21 protein-coding genes are annotated in these 19,426 nt (G+C 61.9%); 7 read left to right on the top strand and 14 right to left on the bottom strand.

Features of this window, described 5'->3' with window-relative positions; genetic code table 11:
• Positions 1 to 24: 24 nt before the first annotated feature.
• The gene (locus FJ977_RS18105; RefSeq protein ID WP_140773529.1) at positions 25 to 855 is read right to left on the bottom strand and encodes a cell envelope integrity EipB family protein; all 831 of its coding nucleotides are present in this window, start codon (positions 853 to 855) and stop codon (positions 25 to 27) included.
• A 138-nt stretch (positions 856 to 993) separates the two neighbouring features.
• On the opposite strand from FJ977_RS18105, the gene FJ977_RS18100 reads away from it, so the two are divergent.
• The 5 genes from FJ977_RS18100 to FJ977_RS18080 all read left to right on the top strand — a co-directional run bounded on the left by FJ977_RS18100 (position 994) and on the right by FJ977_RS18080 (position 5,261).
• Positions 994 to 1,458, top strand: coding sequence for a RidA family protein (locus FJ977_RS18100; protein ID WP_140773528.1), 465 nt, complete (start codon positions 994 to 996; stop codon positions 1,456 to 1,458).
• A gap of 7 nt (positions 1,459 to 1,465) precedes the next feature.
• Positions 1,466 to 2,194 carry a glycerophosphodiester phosphodiesterase gene (locus tag FJ977_RS18095; RefSeq protein WP_140773526.1) on the top strand — a complete coding sequence of 243 codons (729 nt, stop codon included), beginning with the start codon at positions 1,466 to 1,468 and terminating at the stop codon, positions 2,192 to 2,194.
• Between the two features lie 55 nt (positions 2,195 to 2,249).
• A complete protein-coding gene (locus tag FJ977_RS18090; protein ID WP_140773524.1) occupies positions 2,250 to 3,467 on the top strand; it encodes a GNAT family N-acetyltransferase in 1,218 nt (405 codons plus the stop codon).
• A 107-nt stretch (positions 3,468 to 3,574) separates the two neighbouring features.
• Entirely contained in the window at positions 3,575 to 4,012 is a 438-nt protein-coding gene (locus FJ977_RS18085; protein WP_140773522.1) for an HIT family protein, read from the top strand.
• A 112-nt stretch (positions 4,013 to 4,124) separates the two neighbouring features.
• On the top strand, positions 4,125 to 5,261 hold the full coding sequence (locus FJ977_RS18080; RefSeq protein ID WP_140773520.1) for a phosphatase PAP2 family protein: 1,137 nt from the start codon (positions 4,125 to 4,127) through the stop codon (positions 5,259 to 5,261).
• Here the strand turns inward: FJ977_RS18080 and FJ977_RS18075 are convergent.
• The 4 genes from FJ977_RS18075 to FJ977_RS18060 form a co-directional block, all read right to left on the bottom strand.
• Entirely contained in the window at positions 5,173 to 5,904 is a 732-nt protein-coding gene (locus FJ977_RS18075) for a chloramphenicol phosphotransferase (protein ID WP_246683141.1), read from the bottom strand. The two genes, FJ977_RS18080 and FJ977_RS18075, sit on opposite strands and share 89 nt — an antisense overlap.
• 63 nt (positions 5,905 to 5,967) lie before the next feature.
• A complete protein-coding gene (clpA, locus tag FJ977_RS18070; protein ID WP_056576958.1) occupies positions 5,968 to 8,436 on the bottom strand; it encodes an ATP-dependent Clp protease ATP-binding subunit ClpA in 2,469 nt (822 codons plus the stop codon).
• Positions 8,437 to 8,442: 6 nt separating this feature from the next.
• Positions 8,443 to 8,772 (bottom strand): ATP-dependent Clp protease adapter ClpS, encoded by a 330-nt coding sequence (gene clpS / locus FJ977_RS18065; protein WP_010909565.1) that lies wholly within the window; start codon positions 8,770 to 8,772, stop codon positions 8,443 to 8,445.
• Between the two features lie 276 nt (positions 8,773 to 9,048).
• Positions 9,049 to 9,378: a phasin family protein gene (locus FJ977_RS18060; RefSeq protein WP_140773518.1), complete on the bottom strand. Its 330-nt coding sequence runs from the start codon at positions 9,376 to 9,378 to the stop codon at positions 9,049 to 9,051.
• Positions 9,379 to 9,664: 286 nt separating this feature from the next.
• Between FJ977_RS18060 and FJ977_RS18055 the strand changes: the two genes are divergently transcribed.
• A complete protein-coding gene (locus FJ977_RS18055; protein WP_140773516.1) occupies positions 9,665 to 11,089 on the top strand; it encodes a D-alanyl-D-alanine carboxypeptidase family protein in 1,425 nt (474 codons plus the stop codon).
• A 47-nt stretch (positions 11,090 to 11,136) separates the two neighbouring features.
• Here FJ977_RS18055 and FJ977_RS18050 read toward each other — a convergent pair whose 3' ends face one another.
• From FJ977_RS18050 to FJ977_RS18040, 3 genes are all read right to left on the bottom strand, one after another.
• Entirely contained in the window at positions 11,137 to 11,838 is a 702-nt protein-coding gene (locus FJ977_RS18050; protein ID WP_140773515.1) for a DnaJ domain-containing protein, read from the bottom strand.
• A gap of 277 nt (positions 11,839 to 12,115) precedes the next feature.
• Positions 12,116 to 12,553, bottom strand: a complete 438-nt coding sequence (locus FJ977_RS18045; RefSeq protein WP_140773513.1) for a DUF1489 family protein — start codon at positions 12,551 to 12,553, stop codon at positions 12,116 to 12,118.
• A gap of 69 nt (positions 12,554 to 12,622) precedes the next feature.
• Positions 12,623 to 14,026, bottom strand: coding sequence for an L-serine ammonia-lyase (locus FJ977_RS18040; protein ID WP_140773511.1), 1,404 nt, complete (start codon positions 14,024 to 14,026; stop codon positions 12,623 to 12,625).
• A gap of 178 nt (positions 14,027 to 14,204) precedes the next feature.
• Between FJ977_RS18040 and FJ977_RS18035 the strand changes: the two genes are divergently transcribed.
• Positions 14,205 to 14,924, top strand: a complete 720-nt coding sequence (locus tag FJ977_RS18035; RefSeq protein WP_140773509.1) for a DUF599 domain-containing protein — start codon at positions 14,205 to 14,207, stop codon at positions 14,922 to 14,924.
• Here the strand turns inward: FJ977_RS18035 and FJ977_RS18030 are convergent.
• The 6 genes from FJ977_RS18030 to FJ977_RS18005 all read right to left on the bottom strand — a co-directional run bounded on the left by FJ977_RS18030 (position 14,897) and on the right by FJ977_RS18005 (position 19,416).
• Positions 14,897 to 15,694: a YdcF family protein gene (locus tag FJ977_RS18030; RefSeq protein WP_140773508.1), complete on the bottom strand. Its 798-nt coding sequence runs from the start codon at positions 15,692 to 15,694 to the stop codon at positions 14,897 to 14,899. The genes FJ977_RS18035 and FJ977_RS18030 overlap by 28 nt on opposite strands.
• Before the next feature lie 55 nt (positions 15,695 to 15,749).
• Complete coding sequence (locus FJ977_RS18025) at positions 15,750 to 17,315, bottom strand: amidase family protein (RefSeq protein WP_140773506.1); 1,566 nt, start codon at positions 17,313 to 17,315, stop codon at positions 15,750 to 15,752.
• A complete protein-coding gene (locus FJ977_RS18020) occupies positions 17,315 to 17,770 on the bottom strand; it encodes a GNAT family N-acetyltransferase (RefSeq protein WP_140773504.1) in 456 nt (151 codons plus the stop codon). Before FJ977_RS18020 ends, FJ977_RS18025 begins: the two co-directional genes overlap by 1 nt.
• 7 nt (positions 17,771 to 17,777) lie before the next feature.
• The gene (gene gatC, locus FJ977_RS18015; protein ID WP_027044576.1) at positions 17,778 to 18,065 is read right to left on the bottom strand and encodes an Asp-tRNA(Asn)/Glu-tRNA(Gln) amidotransferase subunit GatC; all 288 of its coding nucleotides are present in this window, start codon (positions 18,063 to 18,065) and stop codon (positions 17,778 to 17,780) included.
• 80 nt (positions 18,066 to 18,145) lie between these two features.
• On the bottom strand, positions 18,146 to 19,003 hold the full coding sequence (locus FJ977_RS18010) for a radical SAM protein (protein ID WP_246683140.1): 858 nt from the start codon (positions 19,001 to 19,003) through the stop codon (positions 18,146 to 18,148).
• Positions 19,000 to 19,416, bottom strand: coding sequence for a hypothetical protein (locus tag FJ977_RS18005; RefSeq protein ID WP_140773503.1), 417 nt, complete (start codon positions 19,414 to 19,416; stop codon positions 19,000 to 19,002). Before FJ977_RS18005 ends, FJ977_RS18010 begins: the two co-directional genes overlap by 4 nt.
• Positions 19,417 to 19,426: the final 10 nt, after the last annotated feature.

Raw genomic sequence — 19,426 nt, 5'->3', positions numbered from 1 at the left:
GGCCAGCTCAATTGCGCGCCCCGGCTATTTCGATACCGGGCAAGGCTTTGTCTGGTCGAACAGCGAAAGATTGACCAGTTTGCCCGTCATCGAGAAGTCGCCATAGTCCATGGTGAGATCGCGGGTGATGCCGTTCTCATGCAGCTTGAAGCTGATCCGGTATTCCGGCACCTCTTCACCGTTCTGGGCGCTGTCATCGAAATAGGCGATGTCGACAGGCCAGTATTTGTCGGTGGCGAGTTTCGCCAGCGCCGGAGCTTCCGGATCGGCCTTGTCGGCCTCGGTCTTCTTGCCGACGACGACGGTGGTCGTCATCACCTTGTTGGCGTCTTCCGAGCCGTCGAACAGGTTTGTCTGGTAGAAGTTTTCGCCTTTCTCGGCCTTGCCGATCAGCTCGACCAGATGCTGGGTCGGAAACTGGGTGGCGGCGAGTTCCAGGCTGTTCTTCTCAGGCTTGTCGATATCGACCTTCAGCCCTTTCGCATCTTTCGTGGCGATACCCTTGACCTCCTTGTCGAGGTTCTGGTCGACAAAGGATTTGGTCACGAACGAAAAGGTCTTGCCTTCGGCATCCTCGAAAGTCGTCGTCTGCTGGTCGGTGAGTCTCGTGTTGTCGTTGGTGACGATCTGGGTCACGAAACGGAATTTCACCGTATAGCCTTCGCAGGCCGAACCGTTGAATTCGTAGACCATGCGACCGGATATGCCTGTTATGCCGGACCGGTCGGAGGCCTTGTTGAGGGTGAGGTCATACACGGCGCGGTGCGCCTGCAGCGCCGGGACGGCGAAAGCTGGTCCTATCGAGAAGACCGCCGACAACAGGACGGCGTGGAATGCAAGGCGCGTTGCGCGCATGAGGTACTCCGATCGTCGCGGCTGATGGCAGGCCGCAGGGAAAGATGGTCCAGCTTAAAAAAAGTCGTGGCGGAAGCGAGGCAAAAATAGCAATTTCGGCCCGGCCATCGCGGCGCCTTCCAGCAATAGGGAAAAGCAATGAGTGAAACAATCGAAAAGCGGCTAAGCGATCTTGGCGTGGCGCTTCCTGTCGCCGCCGCACCTGCCGCCAACTACGTGCCCTATTGCAGGTCAGGCAATCTGCTGTTCACCGCCGGACAATTGCCGCTCAAGGACGGCAAGCTGCAGGCGAGCGGCCTGCTCGGCCGCGACGTCGACACGGCAAGCGGCAAGGACGCGGCAAAATACTGCGCAATCAACATTCTGGCACAGGCCAAAGCCGCGCTCGGTGATCTCGAGAAGATCCGCCGGCTGGTCAAGATCACCGTCTTCGTCGCCTCCACGGCTGACTTTGTCGAGCAGCATCTGGTCGCCAACGGCGCCTCCGATTTCCTGGTCGCCGCCCTTGGCGAGCGCGGCAAGCACGCCCGCTCCGCTGTCGGCACCGCCTCCCTGCCGCTTAATGCCGCAGTGGAAATCGAAGCGATCTTCGAAGTCGAATGAGGCTGACATGACCGACCTATCCTGGCTGACGGCCCGGCCGGTTGCCCATCGCGGCTTCCACGACATGAACAAGACGCGCTGGGAAAACACGCTGTCGGCCTTCGCCGCCGCGGCTGAACGCGGCTACGCCATCGAATGCGACGTGCATCTGTCGTCGGACGGCGTTCCCATCATCATCCATGACGACGACCTGAAAAGGCTCACCGGACAGGATGGTTTCGTCTGGCAACGCAGCGCGGCCGAACTGACCGCGCTCAAGGTTGGCGGCACATCCGACCATTTGCCGACGCTGCAGGAAGCGCTCGACCTGGTTGACGGCCGCGTCCCCATGGTCGTCGAACTGAAAGGGATTCCCGGCCGCGATGAAGGCCTGGTGGCGCGTGTCGGCAAGATGCTCAAGCGTTACAAGGGCAAGGCGGCGATCATGTCGTTCGATCACTGGCTGATCCGCGATTTCCCGAAACATGCGCCAGGCATTCCCGCTGGTTTGACCGCCTACGGCAAGGACCTCAAACTGATCGAAGCGCATTTTTCCATGCTGGCGCACGAGATCTCCTTCACCTCCTACGCCGCCGGCGACTTGCCGAACCCGTTCGTCAGCTTCGTGCGTGAAAAGCTCAAGATGCCCGTCATCACCTGGACGGTCCATGACCAGCCCGCGATCGATCTGACCTTCAAATATGCAGATCAGATGACATTCGAAGGGTTCGAACCCGACCTAGTCAAAGTCGCCTGAGCGGTGTGTCTGAAACGTGACTTGTAGCAGCCCGAATGGAGCTTAAATAAGCCTCATGGATCAGGGCGACGACGGCGACCAGCAAACAGCAAACGCGGACTATTCGATCCGCATCGCCGCCGGCATTGGTGCTTTCACCTGCGATGAATGGAACGGCTTTGCCGGCACCACGCGCGGCGATGCGGAAAATGGCTATAACCCGCTCGTTTCATTCGCGTTCTTGAGCGCACTGGAAGATTCCGGCTGCGCCGTGCGGCGCACCGGCTGGCAAGGACATCACCTGCGGCTGGAGACCGCGCAAGGCAGGCTGCTGGGTGCGGTCCCCTGCTATCTCAAGTCGCACAGCCAGGGCGAATATGTGTTCGACCACGGCTGGTCGGATGCCTTCGAGCGCGCCGGTGGCCGCTACTACCCGAAACTGCAATGCGCCGTGCCGTTCACGCCCGTCACCGGCCCTCGCCTGCTGGTCGGCAAAGGCGAGGATCCCGATGCGGTCAAGGCCGGGCTCGCCGCCGGCCTCAAAATGGTGACCGACAAGCTCGGCGTGTCCTCGGCGCATGTCACCTTCGCGCAGGAAAGCGACGTCGCGACGCTTGAGGCCGCGGGCTTCCTGCATCGCACCGACCAGCAGTTCCACTTCTTCAACGAAGGCTTTTCGACTTACGACGACTTTCTCGCCACACTTGCCTCGCGCAAGCGCAAGGCGATGAAGAAGGAACGGCGCGAAGCGCTTGCCGATGGCGTCACCATCGAGTGGCTGACCGGCAAGGACCTGACCGAGAAAGCCTGGGACGACTTCTTCACCTTCTACATGGACACCGGCAGCCGCAAATGGGGCCGCCCCTATCTGAACCGCCAGTTCTTCTCGCTGATCGGCGAACGCATGGCGGACGACATCCTGCTGGTGATGGCCAGGCGCAACGGGCGCTACATTGCCGGCGCCATCAATTTCATCGGCTCCGACGCGCTCTATGGCCGCAACTGGGGCTGCATCGAGGATCACCCCTTCCTGCATTTCGAGGTCTGTTACCACCAGGCCATCGATTTCGCCATCGAACGCAAGTTGAAGGTGGTCGAGGCTGGCGCGCAGGGAGAGCACAAGCTGGCGCGCGGCTACAGGCCGGTGACAATGCATTCCGCCCACTACATTTCGCATCCTGGCCTGCGCAACGCGGTCGCCGACTATCTCAGGCGCGAGCGGCGCGAAGTCGAGCGGATGGGCGAATATCTGGAAGAGCATACCCCGTTCCGCAAGGACTTGGAGGAGGAGTAAGCAGGTTTTGGCATGGTCGATCTCGCCTGATCGCCCGTCGCATCGTCTTGCCGCTCCGGAAGAGCTTCGCTACACGGGATGGCGAGGTAGAATCCGGAGCGTTCGCCATGGCCCAAGCCGCCTATGACACCGACAACATCTTCGCCAAGATCCTGCGCGGCGAAATTCCTTCGCACCGCGTTTACGAAGACGATGCGGTCGTGGCCTTCATGGATGTGATGCCGCAGGGGCCGGGCCACACGCTGGTGGCGCCAAAGGCACCGTCGCGCAATCTGCTCGACGCTGCCCCGTCGACCTTCGGCCCGCTTTTCACGGTCGTCCAGAAAGTGGCGCTGGCCGTGAAGAAGGCTCTCGACGCCGATGGCGTCACCATCCTGCAGTTCAACGAACCGGCCTCCGGGCAGACCGTCTACCACCTGCATGTGCATGTCATCCCGCGCTTCGACGGCATCCCCCTGAAGCCGCATACCGGTGCAATGGAAAAGCCCGAAGTGCTGGCTGAGAACGCCGAAAAGATCCGCGCCGCCCTGCCGGCTGAATCTTAAGTCTTTGTAAACCGAGCGATCATCGCAGCGACTTGGAACATCACCCGGCGGCGGCATTCTTAATATTCCAGCAAGCCCTTGCGAGGCATTTTTCCTGCGCGAGGGACATGCATTGCAAGATACTTTAGAATATTTGAGCCGGCGGTCCGGGGCCAATGGTGAGGCCGCTTTTTCAAAACTCTTGGTCGAATCGTTTCTTCGGCACCGTATTATTCATGCGGTTGCGCTGTTTACTCTGGGATTAGGCTTTGCGGTTGGCGCCCGGGTCGGAAATTTGCCGGATTTCGGGTTGCTTTACGAGTATGCCTTTTATCTGGTGGTCTATTTCTGGATTTTTGGATGTGCATATGCAGCCTTCCGGCTGCTTCAACTGGCGTTGTTCCACCGCGCAAGATCGCCAGCCAACCATTTGCTGGTTTCCTTCCGGCAATTGCTGGCCGATAGAAACCGCATTGCCAATGGCGTGAACGGCCTTGTCGCGATCCTGATTTTTGTTTCGGGGTTTTCAGTGTTGAAGGGCGCGATCGCGGTACTGGCGCCTTTCTCCTGGGACCAGGCCATCGCTCACTTCAGCACCAAGCTGCATTTCGGGCGCGCTTCTTACCAATGGCTTTGGTGGATTCTTGAAAGCCCGCTAGCCCTCCGTCTTCTCAATTTCTGCTATAATTTTTGGTTTGCGGTGCTGATCGTGACTGTCTTTTCAAGTGTCGCGGCGACCCGCGATACTCTTCTGCGTCATCAGTTCCTGCTCAGCTTCATGCTGCTCTGGCTGATCGGCGGCTTCTTCGTTGCTTTGACATTCTCATCCGCCGGCCCCTGCTACTTTGCAAGGTTGGGCTTCGGCGATCTCTATCAGCCGTTGATGGACGCACTTCAGTCGGCGAATAGCCAGTATCCGATCTGGGCCCTGTCCCTGCAGGACCGATTGTGGAACGGCTATGAGGGTGTGTCCTCAGGAACCATGGGCATATCAGCGTTCCCTTCCATTCATGTCGCGTCATCCGTGCTTTTTGCACTGTATGTAACGAGGCTGTCTCCACGGCTGGGCGTCGCACTGTGGATATTCGCGGCGATCATCATGCTCGGCTCCGTGGTTCTTGGGTGGCACTACGCCCTGGACGGTTACGCGGGCATACTGATCTCGGTCGCCATCTGGAAAATCACCGGCGTGGTATTGTCCCGGACGACGATTGCTTCACGTTTCGCGAGCGAGGTTCCTTTGGCCCGCCCGGAAGCTGCGTCGCTATAGTCAGGAACGCTGGTGGGTTGCGGGGGGACGGATCTACAAGCCCCTGAAAGGCTGTCGGGTTCGCCGCTCCCGGTAGAAGCCGTTCGCGGATCGCATCCGCACATTGCACCGGGCTCAGCAATGAAGTGTCGACCTCAAGGTCATATACGCCCGGCCGGTGTACCTCATCCTGCCACAGACGCACCGGCGAAGGTACGGGATCAGCCGGCGAGCCGGTGACATAACCCCTGCCCGCCTCGCTGGCGGCTCGCCTTTCCATGATGATTTCAATTGGACAGCGAACGCCGACAAACAGCACTGGCAGGCCGGCGAGCCGGCGCGCACAATCGATCAGGCAGTCGAGGGGCTTCGAATACGCATCGTGATGGCCGACATCCGTCACGACATTCAGGCCCAGCCGGCTATGGGCCGCGATCGATTCGTAGAGGGCCGCATAGAAGCGGGGCACGAAGACCTCGAGGTCAGGTCGCTCGCCGCCAGGGCGCAGGCCTATTCCCGGACGATATCGCGGGGGTGTGATCCGCTCATAGCTATCGACGCCCAGATTCATCCACGGGCCATCGAAGCTTTCCTGAATGGCTCTGGCGATGCTCGACTTTCCCGATCGCGGCGCGCCGTTGAGGATGATGATCTGGCCGGCCATGGCCACCCCATTGTTCGAATGAAAAAAGCCCCGTTTCCGGGGCTTTTCTCGACTGCGAAATGATCAGTTCTTTCTTGGCAGTTGCGGTACAAGGCTGCGCTTGCCGCCATCCTTGCCCTTGGGCTCCGGCTTCTGCGCCACAACCTTCTTTGCCGCGGGCTTCTTGGCCACCGCCTTCCTTGGCTTGGGTGCGTCTTCCGGCTCTTCCTTCTTCGGCTGCACCGGCGCCTCGTCGGCCAGCGATTCGAGCTTCAGGCCGGTCTCGCCGGTTTCCTTCTTCTCGACGGTGACGCGCACCGTGCCGCCCTTCTTCAGCTTGCCGAACAGCACCTCGTCGGCCAACGGCTTCTTGATGTGCTCCTGGATGACGCGACCGAGCGGCCGCGCGCCCATGCGCTCGTCATAGCCCTTGTCGGCGAGCCAGGCGATCGCATCCGGCGACAGGTCGAAGGTGACGCCACGCTCGGAGAGCTGGGCCTCGAGCTGCATGACGAACTTCTGCACCACCTGATGGATCACCGGCACCGGCAGCGAGCCGAATGGGATGATCGCATCGAGACGGTTGCGGAACTCCGGCGTGAACAGCCGATTGATCGCCTCGACATCGTCGCCTTCGCGCTTGGTCGAACCGAAACCGATCGCCGCGCGCTGCGCATCCGATGCACCCGCATTGGTGGTCATGATCAGGATCACATTGCGGAAGTCGATCTGCTTGCCGTTGTGGTCGGTCAGCTTGCCGTGATCCATCACCTGCAACAGGATGTTGAACAGGTCCGGATGTGCCTTCTCGACCTCGTCCAGCAAAAGCACGCAGTGCGGATGCTGGTCGACGCCATCGGTCAACAGGCCGCCCTGGTCGAAGCCGACATAGCCGGGAGGCGCGCCGATCAGCCGTGAAACGGTATGGCGTTCCATGTATTCCGACATGTCGAAGCGGATCAGCTCGACACCGAGCGAGGCGGCGAGTTGCTTGGCGACTTCGGTCTTGCCGACGCCTGTCGGGCCTGAGAACAGGTAGGAGCCGATCGGCTTCTCCGGTTCGCGCAGGCCGGCACGTGCCAGCTTGATCGCCGAGGTCAGCGCGGTAATGGCGGTGTCCTGGCCATAGACGACACGCTTCAGTTCGATGTCGAGGCCTTGCAGCACTTTCTCGTCATCGGCCGAAACGGTCTTCGGCGGGATGCGCGCCATGGTGGCGATCGTTGCTTCGATCTCCTTGATGCCGATGGTCTTCTTGCGCTTGGCTTCAGGCACCAGCATCTGCGAGGCACCGGTCTCGTCGATCACGTCGATCGCCTTGTCCGGCAGCTTGCGGTCATTGATGTAGCGCGCCGACAGCTCGACCGAGGCCTTGATGGCTTCGCTCGTGTAGCGGACCTTGTGGAATTCCTCGAAATAGGGCTTCAGCCCCTTCATGATCTCGATGGCATCCTCGATGGTCGGCTCGTTGACGTCGATCTTCTGGAAGCGCCGCACGAGAGCGCGATCCTTCTCGAAGAACTGGCGGAATTCCTTGTAGGTGGTCGAGCCGATGCAGCGAATCGCACCCGACGACAAAGCCGGCTTCAACAGGTTGGACGCGTCCATCGCGCCGCCCGACGTGGCGCCGGCGCCGATCACCGTATGGATCTCGTCGATAAACAGAACGGCGCCCGGATAATCCTCGAGCTCCTTGACGACCTGCTTCAGCCGCTCCTCGAAATCGCCGCGATAGCGCGTGCCGGCCAGCAGCGTGCCCATGTCGAGCGCGAAGATGGTGGCGTTGTGCAGCACTTCGGGAACATCGCCCTCGACGATGCGCTTGGCCAGGCCCTCGGCGATCGCCGTCTTGCCGACGCCGGGGTCGCCGACATAGAGCGGATTGTTCTTGGAGCGGCGGCACAGCACCTGGATGGTGCGGTTGATCTCCGACTCGCGCCCGATCAACGGATCGATCTTGCCGGCCTTGGCCTTGTTGTTGAGGTTGACGCAATAGGCGGTCAGCGCGTCCTGCTGCTGCTTCTTCTTGCCGCCTTCCTCTTGCGGCTCGGCGCCATTCTGGCCGCCCTGTTCGTCATCGGCACCGCGCGGCGAGCGCGTCTCCGATGCGCCCGGGCGCTTGGCGATGCCGTGCGAGATGTAGTTGACCGCGTCGTAGCGGGTCATCTGCTGTTCCTGCAGGAAATAGGCGGCGTGGCTCTCGCGCTCGGCGAAGATGGCGACGAGCACGTTGGCGCCCGACACTTCCTCGCGGCCCGACGACTGCACGTGGATGACCGCGCGCTGAATGACGCGCTGGAACCCCGCGGTCGGCTTGGAGTCCTCGTCGTATCCGGTGACGAGGTTGTCGAGCTCGGTGTCGATATAGGTGAGAACAGTGTGCTTCAGCTCGTCGAGATCGACGTTGCAGGCGCGCATGACGGCGGCCGCCTCGGTGTCGTCGATCAGCGCGAGCAGCAGATGTTCTAGGGTTGCGTATTCATGGTGCCGCTCATTGGCGAGCGTCAGCGCCTGGTGAAGCGCCTTTTCCAGGCCTTGGGAGAAAGCCGGCATGTTACCTCACTTCTTCTCCATCACGCATTGCAGCGGATGCTGATTCTGTCGGGCGAAATCCATGACCTGAGACACTTTGGTCTCGGCCACCTCGAATGTATAGACCCCGCACTCGCCCACTCCATGATTGTGAACATGGAGCATGATGCGTGTGGCGGCTTCGCGGTCCTTCTGGAAAAAACGCTCCAGAACGTGAACCACGAACTCCATCGGAGTGTAGTCGTCGTTGAGGATGAGGACCCGGTAAAGGCTGGGCTTCTTGGTTTTGGTTTTGGTGCGCGTGATCACGGCCGTCCCGCGGCCGGCCTCATTGCCGTCGCCGCCGCCGTTTTGCATCCGCGCCACTTGTTTCGTGGCAGTCAAACCGATCGTCACGTAATCCTGCCTCTTCGAATCCTCATGCGAGTTCGACATGTAGGTGTTCGATGGACGATTTTAAGCCCTTCTGGTTAGCTGACAATATGGCTAGGTGACCAAACTTCGCGGATTTTCGCAATCGTGAAGCGCTACGCCGCCCTGGAGCGGAAATTGGCATGAAAAAACCCGGCCGCGCTTCCGCGACCGGGTTTGTCCCAGACCCAAAGGGCCTGACTTGCAGCTGTCGGGCGAAAATTACTTCGCCTTGGCAACGATCGATTCGAACGGCTTGTAGGCTTCCTTGGCGAGTTCGGCATAGAGATCGCCAATCTTGGTGGCCTCGGCGACGAACGCCTCGTAGGACTGCTTGGCGTAGTCAGACTGGATCTCGATCGCCTTTTCCAGCGACTTGGCCGAAAAAAGCTTCTCTGCAGCGGCGCTGCCGGCCTCGAAACTCTTCTTGGTGTATTCGCCGGCTTCGGTCGCGATCGCCTGCGCGCCCTTGGAGAGCGAAGCGAAGCTCTTCAATCCGGTATCGGCGAATTCCTTGCCGTATTTGCTGAAGTCCTCATAGGTCTGGGTCATTTCACGATTCCCTTGACGGTTGAGGCGTCCTTCTTCGGGGCGCCCTTGTGCAATGCACTCAAATATATTGTGCGACGCACAAAAGTCAATATTTGGCCTGCGTGCGGAGCCTGCCTGCGCAGGCAATGGCTAAAAATCAAATAAAGTGAGTTTCAAGCCCGAAGAAAATGGTGAACGCGGCGGTTACCATAAACGGATTGGTAACGCTGCCCCGGTAGCTTGGCCGGAAGTGAGGCAGGACCCTTTGCCGCCTCCAGCGCAACGAAGAAATTCAAGGGAAATATCAGTGCGTCAGGCGTTGTTGGGCATCGTTTCCAAATCCACCTCCCCCCTCAAAGCGATCATGGTCTTCGCCTTGGCGATGACATTCGTTTGCGCTGACGTCGCCACGTCGCTGGCAGCGCGGCCGGCAGCCATTGTCGTGGACGCCAAGACGGGCAAGGTGCTGTACTCCGCGGATGCCAACGGCAGGCGCTATCCGGCGTCGCTGACCAAGATGATGACGCTCTATCTGACCTTCGAAGCCATGGCGAAGGGCAAGATCAGCAGAAACTCGCCGGTGGTGTTTTCGGCCCATGCCTCCGCCGAGGCGCCGACGAAGCTTGGCGTGAAGCCGGGCGGTTCGGTCACGGTCGAGACCGCGATCCTGTCGATCGTCACCAAGTCGGCGAATGATTCGGCCACCGCGCTCGGCGAAATGCTCGGCGGTGATGAAACCACCTTTGCCCGCATGATGACCGCCAAGGCGCGGCAGCTCGGCATGAACGGCACCGTCTTCCGCAACGCCAACGGCCTGCCCGATCCTGGCCAGTTCACCACCGCGCGCGACATGGCCACGCTGGGCATCGCACTGCGGGAGCATTTTCCCCAGTACTATGGCTATTTCTCGCAGCGCTCCTTTCTCTACGGCCGCCAGCGCATCAACGGACATAACCGCCTGCTTGGACGCATCAAGGGCGTCGACGGCATCAAAACCGGCTACACCCGCGCCTCCGGCTTCAATCTCGTCTCGTCCGTCTCCGACGGCAACCGCCGGCTCGTCGCCGTTGTCATGGGCGGAACGTCGGGCGGCAGCCGCGACAACCAGATGGCAAGCCTGATCAACACCTATATGCCCAGGGCATCGACCCGCGGTGGTGGCGATCTGGTCGCCAAGGCTGACAGCAACAATCCGATCAAGGCACTTGCCAAGGTTCTGCTGCCCAAGCACGACGCGCCGACCCCGGATGAAAAGCCGGTAGCCGTCGCTGAAGACGACACAGCTGTCGCCGACGACGCAACCGTCGCCCAGGGCGACAGCGAGGACGAGGAGACCGCTCAGGCCGAGGCACCCAAGCTGGTAGTCCCGGCAAAGAAGGTGAAGACCGTCATCGTCGCTGCCCCCAAGGTCGCCACGGCACAGGTCGTGGCCGCCTATGCCGAACCGACACCGGCTGTCGATCCGGTCAACACGGCGTCGGTACCGTCGGGCTGGGCCATCCAGGTCGCATCGTCGCCTAAGCAGTCGGAAGCCCAGGCATTCCTCGACAAGACCACCAAGCAGGCGCCCAAGGTGCTGGCGGATGCCGCCGGCTTCACCGTCGCCTTCGACAAGGACGGCGTCACCTATTACCGCGCCCGCTTCGGCGGCTTCGGATCGAAGGACGCCGCCTGGAAGGCCTGCACTGCTTTGAAGAAGAAGAAAATCGAGTGCTACGCCGTCCAGCAATAGGACGGCGTGGAAGCGATCTCCCGGAAAATTGTTGCGTCGAAGGAGAACTAATTGTGATTGGAGAGCAAGACGTCCTTGGCTTCGTTAATTCGCGCCGCCAGGAAAGACGTGCCGCCGACATCGGGGTGCAGGCGCTGCATCAAGCGGCGGTGCGCCTTGCGGACATCCGCCGCGGCGGCCCCCGCTTCAAGACCAAGGACCTTGTAGGCCTCCTCCTTAGTCATGGAGCCCGGACCTGGCGCAACACCCAGCCCTTCGCCACCGTTCGTCTCAGTGTTTTTGCGCCAGACGGGAAATCTGCCGTCAAGATACGTCTCTAGCAGTTGGCGACTCTCCGCATCGCCGGAGAGTTCGCGGTAGAGATGCTGCAGCTCCGCAAGGCCCATCGCGCCAAGCATCTTGCCGTCGTGACGGCCGGCCAGAACCAGTCCTTCAAGGCCGCCCGTATTGTGATCCAGTTCCATCTCGAGTGCTGCCGTCCGCACCGTTGAGCGTTTTCCCGACGCCGAACTGACCTTGGGTCGGTTCGCGTGCGTGGCGGCATACCAGCCGATTGCCACGAACAGGATGACGCCGCCGATTCCGCTTCGACCGACCAGAAGCACGGCGCCGCCCACCAGCGCCAGCAGCACCGGACCCAGTGTTCTCGTCCCGCTCGCGAGCCGGGCCGGGTCTGCCCGGAGGAAGGCCGAGACTACGGCCAAGAGCGCCAGCAGCAATGCGACCAGAACGATAATTGCGCCTAACATTTCCCACCGCCCCGCGGATACCCTGTCGGCCCGGACAGCCGCGTGATGTCATCAAACACTTTTTCTGCGCCGGAATGATGGCCTTCCCTCGGGCGGGAAGAGGCCGCCATGCAGGCCGGCCCGGCGAACGCCGCGGCTTTCGTCAAGTTCGACAGCTTTTGATCGCGCATGAATTTCAAGATGTGGCGTTGTGGCTCCGCTTGCAAGTCCAGTGCGAGGCAAGATTGAGGGCCAGAAACAGCCCGCGCCAGGACAGGCAACGCTTGTGCGCGGAGACCTACAGCAAGCCGAGGTCGGCAAGCTCGCGCCTGAGTTTCGGCGGCATCTCGACCAGCCCGGCCTTGCCCTTGCCGAGATCGAGTGGCGCGTCCGAGGGTTTCAGGTAGCGCCAGCCCTGGAAAGCCCGCCGCGACTGCCAGTCAGTGCGCACGACTTGCGGATCGAGCATCAAATGGCAGCGGCCGATGCCCTCATCGTCTGTGAACGGCCGGATTTCGGTGATCAGCTGGCGGCACTGCACGTTGCCCTTGATCACCCAGTAGAGTGAACCGCCATCGGTGATCTCGGCGCCCCGCGTCGGCACCATGCGCGTGGTGTGCCAGTGTTCGACCGGTTCACCGGCCCGTCGCCGTTCGTCAAGACGGAACGCGATCCATTCCTCGAGATCCTCGACGCTGTCGCAGCCGACGCACAGTTTTAGGAGATTGAGAGCCATTCGCTAAGGTTAGTCCGGAGCGCCGACACGTCAACGGCCTGACGAACTTCTCCACAGTGCCAGGCGCCCTCAGCACTCCACGACATTGACGGCGAGCCCGCCGAGGCTGGTTTCCTTGTACTTCTCGTTCATGTCGAGGCCGGTCTGGCGCATGGTCTCGATCGCCGAGTCGAGCGGCACGAAGTGAACGCCGTCGCCCTTGATGGCCAATGACGCGGCGGTCACCGCCTTGACCGCGCCGAGAGCATTGCGTTCGATGCATGGCACCTGCACCAGCCCGCCGACCGGATCGCAGGTCATGCCGAGATGGTGTTCGAGCGCGATTTCGGCCGCATTCTCCACCTGCATTGCCGTACCGCCCATGACGGCGCACAAGCCGGCCGCGGCCATTGCCGAGGCGGAACCGACCTCGCCCTGGCATCCGACCTCGGCGCCCGAGATCGACGCATTGGTCTTGATGATGCCGCCGACGGCCGCTGCCGTCAGCAGGAAGTCGCGGATGCTCGGCTGGTCGGCCTCGGGATGGAAATGCAGCCAGTAGCGAAGCACCGCCGGCAGCGTGCCGGCTGCGCCATTGGTCGGCGCGGTGACGACGCGCCCGCCCGCCGCATTCTCCTCGTTGACCGCCATCGCGTAGATCGACAGCCAGTCATTGGCGAGCAGCGGATTTGGCCGGTTCTGTTGCCACTGTTCCTGCAGCTTGTCGTGGAGTTGCCGGGCGCGGCGCCGCACCTTCAGCCCACCAGGCATGATGCCGTCCTGCGACAGGCCACGGTCGATGCAGCCCTTCATCGCGTTCCAGATCGCGTCGAGGCCGGCATCGAGCTCCTCGCGCGACATCTGCGTTTCCTCGTTGAGGCGCTTCATCTCGGCGATGGAAAGGCCGCTCTTGGCCGCCATCTTCAGCATCTCGACCGCGTTCTTGAAGGGATAAGGCACTTTCTTGCCCTCAGTCGTCACCGACCCCTTGGCCTTCATCCGCTGCAATTCTTCTTCCGAGACCACGAAGCCGCCGCCGATCGAATAGTAGATGCGCTTGAGAAGCAGACGGCCACCGGAATCATAGGCATAGAACGCCATGCCGTTGGCGTGACCCGTGAGCGGCGTCTTGCGGTCGAGCACCAGATCCGTGGCCGGGTCGAAATGGTAGGACGGATGACCGGGCGGTGAAATCAGCCTGTCGGCGGTGATGCGGCCGACAATGCCGTCGGCCTGGTCGGGATCGACTGTTTGCGGCGTCTGGCCGGCGAGGCCGAGGATAACGGCGCGGTCGCTGCCATGGCCGATTCCGGTATAGGCGAGCGAGCCGTGCAGGCTGGCCCCGATGCGGGCAACCTTGGCGCCGGCGGGGCGCGGCCAGTCGTCCCCCGCGACCTCGTCGAGAAACCGACGCGCGGCAGTCATCGGCCCCATCGTATGAGAGCTGGAGGGGCCGATGCCGATCTTGAACAGGTCGAAAACCGAAAGGAACACGCTGTCTCCTGGGGCACGTCGAGGACTTCATACAGATATAGGAATTCCCCGGATGTTTCCGCTCTTTTGGCAATCGCGGCGCAGCACCTGCCGACCTTGTTTGCTCCGGCAGCGACATTGCCGTCGATCACGTGAGCCCGCATCGAAGCGACCGCGCTGGATGTGATAAATTCAGCCCATGGGCGATTCCTTCTATCTTTCGATGGCTGATTTCGGGGCGCTGGCCTTCTTCCTGATCGCGTGGCTGCTGCACACGCTCGCCTCCGACGGCAAGCTGGTCAGCCGCATGTCGCTGACGACGGCGATGAATGCGCAGCGCGAAGCCTGGATGCGCACCATGGCCGAACGCGAAATCCGTATTGTCGACACCGCCATCATGAGCGGCCTGCAGCAGGGAACCGCCTTCTTCGCCTCCAGTTCCCTGATCGCGCTCGGCGGCTGCTTTGCCTTGCTCGGCGCGTCCGACCGGGTGCTTGAAGTGCTGAGCAACCTGCCGCTCGGCGGAGCGCCGTCGCGCCCGGCCTTCCAGATCAAGGTGCTGGGACTGGTGCTGATCCTCGCCTTTTCCTTCTTCAAATTCGGCTGGGCCTACCGGCTGTTCAACTACTGCTCGATCCTGATCGGCGCGGTGCCGATCCCGCACGGCGAAGCCTCACGCAATCCGGTCACGGAAACGGCGGTGTGGCGGGCGGCGCAGATGAACATGCTGGCCGGCAAGCATTTCAACTCGGGCCTGCGCGGCGTGTTCTTCTCGATCGGCTATCTCGGCTGGTTCGTCGACCCGGTGGTGTTTGTGCTGTCGACGCTGCTGTTGCTGGCCGTGCTGGTGCGCCGCCAGTTCTTCTCGGCGGCGCGGCGCGCCGTCATCGGTCAGCCGCCCGGCGCCGGAAACGGCTGATCGATGCGGCCCGAAAGCCAATAGGCTAAAAGCCCGATCCATTCGCGGAGCGCTATGGTGGTGTTCTGCACGGAATCGATCGGATTGTCGCGAAACAAGCCGACACCTTCCTTGCCGGACGTGTGATAGTCGACCGGCCATGGAACGGTTGGAAACCCAGCCTTGTCGAACAGCGCCTTGGCCCTTGGCATGTGGAAGGCGGAGGTCACCAGCAGCCAGGTCTCGCCCGGCTTCGGTTCGACGAGTTTGCGGCTGAAGACCGCATTTTCGTAGGTGTTGCGGGACTTGTCCTCGAGGACAAGACGATCGGCCGATACACCAAGCGGGACGAGCAGGCGAGACGCGGTGTCGGCGTCCCCCTCGGCGTCGATGAAAAACGAGCCGTGTCCGCCCGATACAACCACCTTGGCCTGTGGGAAGCGCCGGGCGAGGATTGCGGTCTCGATCATGCGGTCGCCGCTGCTGCCCAATTCATAGCCGCCACGCGCCAAGTTGATGGCGCCCTCGAAGCCGCCGCCGAGCACGATGATGCCATCTACCTTTTGCGGCAACGGAGGGCGCGGAAAGCGTTCTTCCAGCGGGTTGAGCATCATCGCGCCAAGCGACGTCCAGGTCGAGAGCGCAAGGATCAGAAACCCGAGCACGCTGCCGGTGACGGCCAGCCGCCGCCGGCCGATCATCCCGGCGATCAGCCCCGCCAGAAGCAGGAAGATCGTCAGGTTGAGTGGCTGGATGAAGAACCAGAAGACCTTGGAAAGAAGGAAGAACATCGCTCACCCCATTGCGGCGTCGCGCATCCTTTTACGCGCTAGACGAGCGATACCCTTACCACCACTTTTCCGGCTGGAATGTGCCGGCCGCCTGCTCGATGACGGCGGCGGTCTGGAACAGCGTCTCTTCCTCGAACGGCCTGCCGATCAGCTGCAGGCCAAGTGGCAGGCCCTTGGGATCGAGACCGGCCGGCACGGCGATGCCCGGTAGGCCGGCCATGTTCACGGTGACCGTGAAAATGTCGTTGAGGTACATCTTGACCGGGTCGGCGGCCATGTCCTCGTCGGCAATGCCGAAGGCGGCCGACGGGGTCGCGGGGGTCAGGATGACGTCGACGCCGGCCGCGAAGACGTTTTCGAAGTCGCGCTTGATCAGGTTGCGGACTTTCTGGGCCTGCAGATAGTAAGCGTCATAGTAGCCGGCCGACAGCACATAGGTGCCGATCATGATGCGGCGCTTGACCTCGCGGCCGAAACCGGCCGCGCGGGTCTTCTCATACATCTCGACAATGTCCTTGCCCGGCACGCGCAAGCCGTAGCGGACGCCGTCATAGCGCGCGAGGTTGGATGAGGCTTCCGCGGGCGCCACGATGTAGTAGGCCGGCAGTGCGTATTTGGTGTGCGGCAAGGAAATGTCGACGATCTCGGCGCCGGCATCCTTGAGCCAGGCAATGCCCTTCTGCCACAGCGCCTCGATCTCCTCGGGCATGCCGGCGACGCGGTATTCCTTGGGAATGCCGACCTTCATGCCCTTGATCGGCTTCCCGATCGCCGCCTCATAGTCCGGCACCGGCCGGTCGACCGAGGTCGTGTCCTTCGGATCGACGGAGGCCATCGACCTGAGCAGGATCGCGGCGTCGCGCACGTCGCGCGCGATCGGTCCGGCCTGGTCGAGAGACGAGGCGAAGGCAACGATACCCCAGCGTGAGCAGCGGCCATAGGTCGGCTTGATGCCGACGGTTCCGGTGAAAGCGGCCGGCTGACGGATGGAACCGCCAGTGTCCGTGGCCGTGGCGCCGGCGCACAGGAAGGCCGAGACGGCGGTCGCAGAACCACCGGAAGAGCCGCCCGGCACCAGTTGCGCATTGTCCAGGCTGCGCTGGGTTTTCGTGCCGCCGGCCGATACGAAGCCGCCATCGCCCTGATGCGTCGTCGGCATCACCACCGTGTCGAGGCGAGAACGCCGCCACGGGTTTATGACCGGGCCATAATAGGATGTCTCATTGGACGAGCCCATGGCGAACTCATCCATGTTGAGCTTGCCGAGCATCACTGCGCCGTCGGCCCACAGATTGGCAGTAACAGTCGATTCGTAGCGCGGCTTGAAGCCGTCGAGTACATGGCTGCAGGCCTGGGTATGAACGCCTTCGGTGCCGAACAGATCCTTGATCCCCAGCGGAATGCCTTCCAGCGCACCGCCCTCGCCCTTGACCAGCCTGGCATCGGACGCCTTGGCCATGTCGCGCGCTCTGTCGCCGGTCACAGCGACATAGGCATTGAGCGCCGGATTGGCGCGATCGATCGCCGAGAGATAGGCCTCGGTGATCTCGGTCGCGGTGATTTCCTTGCCGCGCAGCTTGGCGCGGGCCTGCGAAATCGTCAGTCGGGTCAGGTCGCTCATCAAAGGCTCTTTTCGTAAAATACCGACCACTCGGAATCGGGATAATCCAGCACCGGGCCGCAGCGCGAGAACCCGGCACGTTCGTAGACGGCCCAGGCCGCGGGATGACGATCGCCCGTCTCCAGCACCAGCCGCTTCAGTCCTTCCTGCCGCGCCAGCGCCTCGACCCGTTCGACGATCCCAGCGCCGATCTTGCGGCCGCGATGCGAAGGCCGCGTGTACATGCGCTTGACCTCGCCGATGGCGTCGCCATGGCGTTTCAGCGCCCCACAACCGATGGCGATGCCATCGTCGCGGGCGATGAAAACGGTCGTATCCTGGCCCGCCATCTGCTCGACCGTCAGATGGTAGCAATGCTCAGGCGGGGTCAATTCGAGCAAGGTCTCGTTGAGTTCCTGGACCAGCCCGCGCACATCGTCCTGCAGCGGCGTCTCGATGGCGATCTCGATTGCCATCGGCGCCCTACTCCACGACCTTTGGCACGAGGAAGAAATTCTCTTCGGTCGCCGGAGCATTGGCGACGATGTCGGCCGCCTTGTTGCCGTCGGTGACGACGTCCTGGCGCTTCTTCATCTCCATCGGCGTCACCGAGGTCATCGGCTCGACGCCGGACACATCGACCTCGTTCAGCTGCTCGACAAAACCAAGGATGGCGTTCAGCTCGCCGGTCATGCGCTCTGCATCTTCTTCGCTGACCGCAATGCGGGCGAGACGCGCCACGCGCTTCACTGTCTTGACATCAACGGACATACATTTGCCTCGGGGAAAACCAGTCCGGGCTATAGCGGCGCGGCGCGCACTGCGCAACATGCATCGTGCCTGGCATCGCGCTAGGCAGCGGTGCCGACCCGGTCCTTGGAGCGCCGCAGCGGGTTGGGCAACTCGAACAATCGCTTCGTGGACGAACACATGCCGCATGCGTCCTCGTCTTCCAGCGCCGCGAAGGCTCGCAATTCCGCCATGGAGCAACCTGGCTCAAGCGGTCGATATGCCAGATAAGGATCCCATTTGCCGGAAAGCCGGTATTTTGCCTTCTGCATTGGCAGATAGGCGAGAGGACCGCATTTCCAGATCTGCCCGTCGTGGAGTTGCTTGCAATGGCGAGCCGGGCAGATTTCCCAACTGGCGCGAGGATCGCCGTCTTCGAACGGCGACATGGTGTCGCCGAAGCCTTCGTAACGCCGGGTCCAGTTCTTGTCGGATGGGCGGATCTCGATATGCAGCCCGTGTTCCCGGCGCCACGCCTCCACGAGATCGAAGACCGGTTTCAATCTCGCCTGGTACTCCTCGGAGGGGTGATGAACCGAGACGCACAATTGGGTATTGCCATCAGCGGCCAGAATTGCCGGCAATGTCGGGTGACGGTGCAGGAAGAAGCCGTTGCTGACGATTTCTATGCGCGCACCCGGCCAATGCCGCCGGACCAGCCCGACAAAGGCAGGCAGCTCCGGATGGATGGTGGGCTCTCCGCCCAGTAGAGAGAACCAGACGACGTCTATGCGCCGGCTCCACAATCCCATCCAGCGATCCGCCTCCTCGAGCGAGACGGTGCCGGAATGGGCGTGATTGGAGTAGTGCGAGCAACTTTCGCAAGACAGATTGCAGCCATGCGCGACGTGCAGTTCCAGTTTTGGGAACACCAGCCGCTCACGGCGAAAAAACGACCTGACGCGTTGCATCATCGTCATGGCAGGGCAACGCCCTCACACAGATAGTAGCTGCCGCTGTTGCCGCTCGCCTCGCTTTCGTCGTCGATCGGCCGGACCGACACGAGATCGAGTTGCGTCGGGCTGATCCGCGTCACCGACAGGAGATCGGGAAAGACATAGCCCGGTTCCTGGCAGATGGCGGTCACCGCCCAGCTCGGCGAGCGCGTCGCCTTGCTGACCTGGACGAACTCGCAATTGTATTCGACGCCCTGCAGGCCGTGCACGGAAAGCACGATGTTGCCGGCGTCGATCAACGTCTGCAGCGTGTCTTTCCTGGCCTGCGTGCAAAGCTCCTCGGACTGAAGGTAGACGCCTTCAATAAAGTCATCCGCGGCGAGCGCGGGCGACGCCGCGACAAACATCGACACACAAAGAGATCGCCCCAACGCCATGGATTTGTTC

The organism is Mesorhizobium sp. B2-1-3A (assembly GCF_006442655.1).
In the GTDB taxonomy this organism is placed as follows: Bacteria; Pseudomonadota; Alphaproteobacteria; order Rhizobiales; family Rhizobiaceae; genus Mesorhizobium.
The sequence above is the reverse complement of the archived record's forward strand: the minus strand, read 5'-3'. Positions and strand labels throughout refer to the sequence as shown.

Coding starts and splice junctions, on each gene's coding strand:
- FJ977_RS18105 (WP_140773529.1), bottom strand. CDS start 855: ATGCGCGCAACGCGCCTTGCATTCCACGCCGTCCTGTTGTCGGCGGTC.
- FJ977_RS18100 (WP_140773528.1), top strand. CDS start 994: ATGAGTGAAACAATCGAAAAGCGGCTAAGCGATCTTGGCGTGGCGCTT.
- FJ977_RS18095 (WP_140773526.1), top strand. CDS start 1,466: ATGACCGACCTATCCTGGCTGACGGCCCGGCCGGTTGCCCATCGCGGC.
- FJ977_RS18090 (WP_140773524.1), top strand. CDS start 2,250: ATGGATCAGGGCGACGACGGCGACCAGCAAACAGCAAACGCGGACTAT.
- FJ977_RS18085 (WP_140773522.1), top strand. CDS start 3,575: ATGGCCCAAGCCGCCTATGACACCGACAACATCTTCGCCAAGATCCTG.
- FJ977_RS18075 (WP_246683141.1), bottom strand. CDS start 5,904: ATGGCCGGCCAGATCATCATCCTCAACGGCGCGCCGCGATCGGGAAAG.
- clpA (WP_056576958.1), bottom strand. CDS start 8,436: ATGCCGGCTTTCTCCCAAGGCCTGGAAAAGGCGCTTCACCAGGCGCTG.
- clpS (WP_010909565.1), bottom strand. CDS start 8,772: ATGCAAAACGGCGGCGGCGACGGCAATGAGGCCGGCCGCGGGACGGCC.
- FJ977_RS18060 (WP_140773518.1), bottom strand. CDS start 9,378: ATGACCCAGACCTATGAGGACTTCAGCAAATACGGCAAGGAATTCGCC.
- FJ977_RS18050 (WP_140773515.1), bottom strand. CDS start 11,838: ATGTTAGGCGCAATTATCGTTCTGGTCGCATTGCTGCTGGCGCTCTTG.
- FJ977_RS18045 (WP_140773513.1), bottom strand. CDS start 12,553: ATGGCTCTCAATCTCCTAAAACTGTGCGTCGGCTGCGACAGCGTCGAG.
- FJ977_RS18035 (WP_140773509.1), top strand. CDS start 14,205: ATGGGCGATTCCTTCTATCTTTCGATGGCTGATTTCGGGGCGCTGGCC.
- FJ977_RS18030 (WP_140773508.1), bottom strand. CDS start 15,694: ATGTTCTTCCTTCTTTCCAAGGTCTTCTGGTTCTTCATCCAGCCACTC.
- FJ977_RS18025 (WP_140773506.1), bottom strand. CDS start 17,315: ATGAGCGACCTGACCCGACTGACGATTTCGCAGGCCCGCGCCAAGCTG.
- FJ977_RS18020 (WP_140773504.1), bottom strand. CDS start 17,770: ATGGCAATCGAGATCGCCATCGAGACGCCGCTGCAGGACGATGTGCGC.
- gatC (WP_027044576.1), bottom strand. CDS start 18,065: ATGTCCGTTGATGTCAAGACAGTGAAGCGCGTGGCGCGTCTCGCCCGC.
- FJ977_RS18010 (WP_246683140.1), bottom strand. CDS start 19,003: ATGACGATGATGCAACGCGTCAGGTCGTTTTTTCGCCGTGAGCGGCTG.
- FJ977_RS18005 (WP_140773503.1), bottom strand. CDS start 19,416: ATGGCGTTGGGGCGATCTCTTTGTGTGTCGATGTTTGTCGCGGCGTCG.